The sequence below is a fragment of the Caballeronia sp. SEWSISQ10-4 2 genome, assembly GCF_030464885.1.
Taxonomy (GTDB): domain Bacteria; phylum Pseudomonadota; class Gammaproteobacteria; order Burkholderiales; family Burkholderiaceae; genus Caballeronia.
Map to the genome: position 1 here is coordinate 1 of NZ_JALPRJ010000181.1, position 5238 is coordinate 5238.

The 5238-nt window shown below is 59.6% G+C and carries 5 protein-coding genes; 1 reads left to right on the forward strand and 4 read right to left on the reverse strand.

Annotation, left to right across the window (positions count from 1 at the left end; translation table 11 throughout):
- Positions 1–356: 356 nt before the first annotated feature.
- From M0D69_RS43305 to M0D69_RS43320, 4 genes are all read right to left on the reverse strand, one after another.
- The gene (locus M0D69_RS43305; protein ID WP_301787923.1) at positions 357–1373 is read right to left on the reverse strand and encodes an ABC transporter substrate-binding protein; all 1017 of its coding nucleotides are present in this window, start codon (positions 1371–1373) and stop codon (positions 357–359) included.
- A 217-nt stretch (positions 1374–1590) separates the two neighbouring features.
- Positions 1591–2385 carry a MetQ/NlpA family ABC transporter substrate-binding protein gene (locus M0D69_RS43310; RefSeq protein WP_301787924.1) on the reverse strand — a complete coding sequence of 265 codons (795 nt, stop codon included), beginning with the start codon at positions 2383–2385 and terminating at the stop codon, positions 1591–1593.
- A gap of 29 nt (positions 2386–2414) precedes the next feature.
- A complete protein-coding gene (locus M0D69_RS43315) occupies positions 2415–3068 on the reverse strand; it encodes a methionine ABC transporter permease (RefSeq protein ID WP_122179469.1) in 654 nt (217 codons plus the stop codon).
- Entirely contained in the window at positions 3058–4092 is a 1035-nt protein-coding gene (locus M0D69_RS43320) for a methionine ABC transporter ATP-binding protein (protein WP_301787926.1), read from the reverse strand. The genes M0D69_RS43315 and M0D69_RS43320 overlap by 11 nt, the downstream gene beginning before the upstream one ends.
- Positions 4093–4438: 346 nt before the next feature.
- Here M0D69_RS43320 and M0D69_RS43325 point away from each other — a divergent pair, with 346 nt between their 5' ends.
- Positions 4439–5074, forward strand: coding sequence for an NADPH-dependent FMN reductase (locus tag M0D69_RS43325; protein ID WP_301787925.1), 636 nt, complete (start codon positions 4439–4441; stop codon positions 5072–5074).
- The last annotated feature ends 164 nt before the right edge of the window (positions 5075–5238 follow it).

The window sequence follows — 5238 nt, forward strand, 5'->3', positions numbered from 1 at the left end:
AGCCATAGACCATGAAGTCGTACATTTCGAGGAAGTTACCGCTGACGACGCGAAATACCGACTTGAATTTCGACTCGTTGACGGGCGTTGCGTGTGAGGACATGGACTTCACCTTCTAAAAGATGCCGCGTGCCGGCGCGAAATGGCGATAACGGTCACGGCATTCGACAACAATTAACAACGACCAGCGCGACTGCGCCGGACGCATTGACAGCAGTTATCCGATCATTAATACCGACTTGCCCAACTGGCGCCGCTCCTCCAGCTTGGCATGCGCTGCACTTCGCCCTGTCCCGGTTCAGGAACTTCGATATCCTGACGAATCAGGATTTCGGGGCCGACGTATCGTTGTTTCGTCATTTCGCACTGGTCTGCACATGATCGACAAACTCGTTCGTGTAGGTTCTCGACAGATCGATATGGCGGGGATCGATCGACGAGTTAGCCAGCGTGAGCACCCTCAGCACCGCTGCGGGCGTACCGTCCGGCATCCGCCCGTCCTTCGTGAACATCGGCATGGAAGCCTTGAGAGCGCTAATGTAGAGCGCCTTGTCCGGCCCATAGAAATCACGCGGCACTTTGGCCGTTATCTCTTCGGCGCTATGGGTCGCAATAAACTGAAGCGAGCGCACCATCGCGCGCACGAGCTTCTGCGTTTCGTCGCGATGCGTGTTGATCCAGCTCCGCTGAGCGTAAAAACAGGGGCCGACATACGGGCCGCCAAGCGCCGCCGCGGTGCCTGCGGCGCTACGCATGTCCACCAGCACTTTCGCACCGCCGCTTGCCAGCAGCCGGCTCGCGCTCGGCTCCTCGACCATCCCGGCGTCGATACGGCCCTGATCCATTGCCGCAATAAAAGTGTCGTCGGATCCGACCGGCAACACGGTGTATTCCTTCGGCGACAACCCGGCGCGCGCGGCAAGATAATGGGTCAGGAAGTTCGTCGACGATCCTAATCCCGTCACGCCGAGCGTCTTGCTTTTCGCGTCGGCCATGGTGTTGAAACCCGCCGCGGATTTCTTCGAGACCAGCTCGACCAGCCCCGCGCTCTTGCTGAATACGACCAGCGCTTGAACATCCTTGCCGCGGCTCTGGAGATCAATCGTGTGATCATAGAATCCCACCGCGCCCTGGATCGCGCCAGCAAGCAATTCCGTCGCGGTATCGACGCCGGCCGGCTGGGACAGGATCTCGAATTCGAGTCCCTCGTCCTTGAAATAACCGAGTTGCGAGGCAAGGATCAACGGCAGATAGACGATCTTCGAGGTGCCTCCCGCCATCAGCGTCAGCTTTTCCGCATGAGCCTGCGTCGCGCCGCATAACAGCGCGGCAAGCGTGCAAACGAGCGGGAAAAAGCGGGGGGAAAACTGCATCGTGAAACGTCTCCATCTATCCGTGGCGAACCGGCATCTTGTTCTAATGTCCGGCAAGTATAAGAAGTGAAAGCCTTCTGCCTGCTTTCTGCTACGGCGGAAAAATGTTGGCGTTTACCCTCAGCGGAAAGGATTATCCGCGATCCAAATAACAACGCGCTCTAACCCGTCGGGGAGAGAGCGCGCTTTTCCTTACAGTTTCTTGCGTGAGCAAACCTTACCAGGCGGCGATCACCGCGCCTGCGTATTTCGTTTCAATGAACTGCTTCACTTCCGGCGAGTGATACGCCGCCACGAGTTTCGCGACCCACGGCTTGTCCTTGTCGACGGCGCGGATAGCAATAATGTTCGAGTACGGGCCGTTCGGATCTTCAATCGCGATCGCGTCCTGCTTCGGCTTCAACCCTGCTTCCATCGCGAAGTTCGTGTTGATCGCGGCGGCGTCCACGTCCGCGAGCGAACGCGGGATTTGCGCGGCGTCGAGTTCGACGATCTTCAGCTTCTTCGGGTTATCGACGATATCGAGCGGCGTCGCTTTCAAGCCGGCATCCGCGCGCAATTTCAGCAAGCCGTTCTTCTGCAGCAGCAAGAGTGCACGGCCGCCGTTGGTCGGATCGTTCGGCACGGCGATGCGCGCGCCCGCTGGCAATTCCGTCAGCGACTTGAACTTCTTCGAATAGATACCCATGGGGAACGTGACCGTATCGGCGATCTTGATCAGCTTGTAGCCGCGATCCTTGACCTGTGCATCGAGATACGGCGTGTGCTGGTAGCTGTTCGCGTCGAGATCGCCCGAAGCCAGCGCCGCATTCGGCTGGACGTAGTCGGCAAACTCGACAATCTTGATGTTCAAGCCGTTCCTCGCGGCCACCTGCTTCACGACTTCCATGACCTGCGCGTGCGGACCGCCAGTCACGCCGACCTTGATGGTTTCATCGGCTTGCGCGACGTTAGCGAGAAGTGCCGTTGCGCCGAACACGGCGGCGAGCTTGAGAATGAATCGACGTTGCATGGACTAACCCTTGAGCTTTGTATAAAAAATTATTTGTGGCTGAGACGGCGCACAAGCCAGTCGCCGAGCGACTGCACCAGTTGCACGAACACGATCAAGATCACGACCACCGTCAGCATCACTTCCGGCAGGAAACGCTGGTACCCGTAGCGAATACCGAGGTCGCCCAGACCGCCGCCGCCGATTGCACCGGCCATTGCCGAGTAACCGACCAGCGACACAAACGTGATGGTCAAACCGGCGACCACACCCGGCAAGGACTCCGGCAGCAGCACCTTGAAGACGATCTGGCTCGTCGTGGCGCCCATTGCCTGCGCCGCTTCAATCAAGCCGCGATCGACCTCGCGCAACGCCGTCTCCACCAGCCGCGCAATGAACGGCGCGGCTGCGATGGTCAGCGGAACCACCGCGGCCATTGTGCCGATGGACGACCCGACCACCAGCCGCGTGAACGGAATCACCGCGACCAGCAGAATGATAAAGGGTGTCGAACGCACCGCATTGACGATGCCGCCCATGACCCGGTTCACTGCGAGATTGCGCAACACGCCATCGCGGTCGGTGAGATACAGCAGCACGCCCAACGGCAACCCTAAAGCCGCGCCGACCAGTCCGGAAATGCCCACCATGACGAGCGTTTCCCAGAACGACTGGACGAACATATCGAACATTTCACTCAACATGGGACATCTCCTCTACCACCACACCTTGTTCACGCAGGTACGCAATCGCCTCGGCCACGTTCGCCGGCCGACCGCCCGCGAGCACCGCCAGCGAGCCGAACGCCTGGCCCTGGATCTCGTCGATCTGCCCGTGCAGGATGTTGAAATCGAGTTCGAAGCGGCGGATTGTTTCGGAGAGAATGGGTTGATCGACGCCGGAACCCGTGAACGCAAGCCGCAGCAAATGGCCGCTGCCGGTTTTCAGGCGCTCGGCTACGCGCAGTTTCAACGCGGGCGGCAACTCGTGCGCGATCACGTCGCCGATCAACGCGCGCGTAACTTCGTGATGCGGCTGCATGAATACATCGACCACATTGCCTTCCTCTACCACACGCCCGGCATCGAGCACCGCAACGCGATCGCAAACCTGCTTGATCACGTCCAGCTGGTGCGTGATCAGCACGATCGTGAGGCCGAGTTCCTTGTTGATCTTACGCAGCAGATCAAGAATGGAGCGCGTGGTTTCAGGATCCAGCGCGGAGGTGGCTTCGTCGGAGAGCAGCACTTTCGGCTTGCTCGCAAGCGCCCGGGCGATGCCCACGCGCTGCTTCTGGCCGCCGCTGATCTGTGCAGGATAACGATCCTTTTGCGTGGTGAGGCCGACGAGTTCCAGCAGCGGCAACACGGTCGCCTCGATCTCGCCGCGTTTCATGCCGACGAGTTCGAGCGGCAGCGCGATGTTGTCGAACACGGTCCGCGACGACAGCAAGTTGAAGTGCTGGAAGATCATGCCGATGTCGCGGCGTGCGGTACGCAATTGCGCGGCGGGCAGCGTGGTGAGGTCGCGGCCGTCCACGATCACGCTGCCCTCGCTCGGCCGCGTCAGCAGGTTGATCGTACGGACCAGCGTGCTTTTACCTGCGCCGCTGCGACCGATGATACCGAACACTTCGCCCGGCGGAATCGTCAAGTTGACGTTGTGCAACGCTTCGATCCAGCCTCGTGGGCCGGCGAAACGTTGCGACAGATTGCGTATTTCGATCATGTAAACAAAAAAAGCGGCGAACTTCCCGTTGAGCAAGTTCGCTCGGGCAGCCGGCCGCCGTTCATCCCTGGTTCTCAAGAGGCGAAAGTTTAACGTAACCCGCGCCGCCGCCTTAATAATCTATTACGCGAGGCTAATTACTTCTGCGTATGAACGACCTGGGGCGTGGGCGCGAGGGGTGTCGACGGGCTCCGAAATACGCAAAGCTCATATCGATTCAAGCAAAGCTCGGTTCCAACGCGCAGAATCGGTAGCTAAGATGGCGGCGTGATCCGATGCGCTGCGGCGCTTTTGCGTACGAACCGGTGCGCATGCGCGGCTCCACTGCAATCCTGGGAGTATTTCGTTGAAAAGCTTTGAATTTCGCCGGCCTCTCGTGGTCGGCATCGGTGGCACGACTCGCGCGGCTTCATCGACTGAACGCGCACTTCGCCTCGCGCTGCGCGGTGCTGAAGCCGAAGGTGCACGCACGCGCCTGTTCGGCGGCACGTTCCTGCACTCGCTGCCTCACTACGCGCCTGAACACGGCGAGCGTACGGAAGCGCAGCTCGAGCTTATCGAAGCCGTTCGTGAAGCGGATGCGGTGATCATTGCAACGCCGGGGTATCACGGCGGTGTCTCGGGGCTGGTCAAGAATGCGCTGGATACGCTGGAGGAACTGCGCGACGACGAACGTCCCTATCTTGACGGCCGTGCGGTCGGCTGCGTGGTAACAGCGTATGGATGGCAGGGTGGCGGCGCTGTGCTCACGTCCTTGCGCTCGATCGTGCATGCGTTGCGAGGCTGGCCGACGCCGTATGGGGCGGCTGTCAATTCGCTGGAAACGCGCTTCGAAACGATTGATTCCTGCTCGGACCCGAAGGTCGCGGACCAGTTGGCGACGGTGGGGCGGCAAGCTGCTCAGTTCGCGCTGGCATTCAATGCGCGCGATGCGCTTGATGGTCTGGATCTGCGGAACGAAGCATCGACTCTTGCTGGTTGACACCAATGCCTGGTGTTTTTGGCTTTTTAGTTTTACTAAGCTATTTAGTTTGGAATATGGTCGGGGGTGGTGCCGGGTTGGTGCTTTCTGCGTTAGTGGTCTGCGTGAATTAGCTGTATTTTTTATCACTATTAGCCACTGTGCGTGGCGGCACGTCATTTCCA

Excerpts from the sequence above, each read along its gene's own strand:
- M0D69_RS43320 (WP_301787926.1), bottom strand. The coding sequence starts at position 4,092 with ATGATCGAAATACGCAATCTGTCGCAACGTTTCGCCGGCCCACGAGGC.
- M0D69_RS43305 (WP_301787923.1), bottom strand. The coding sequence starts at position 1,373 with ATGCAGTTTTCCCCCCGCTTTTTCCCGCTCGTTTGCACGCTTGCCGCG.
- M0D69_RS43315 (WP_122179469.1), bottom strand. The coding sequence starts at position 3,068 with ATGTTGAGTGAAATGTTCGATATGTTCGTCCAGTCGTTCTGGGAAACG.
- M0D69_RS43310 (WP_301787924.1), bottom strand. The coding sequence starts at position 2,385 with ATGCAACGTCGATTCATTCTCAAGCTCGCCGCCGTGTTCGGCGCAACG.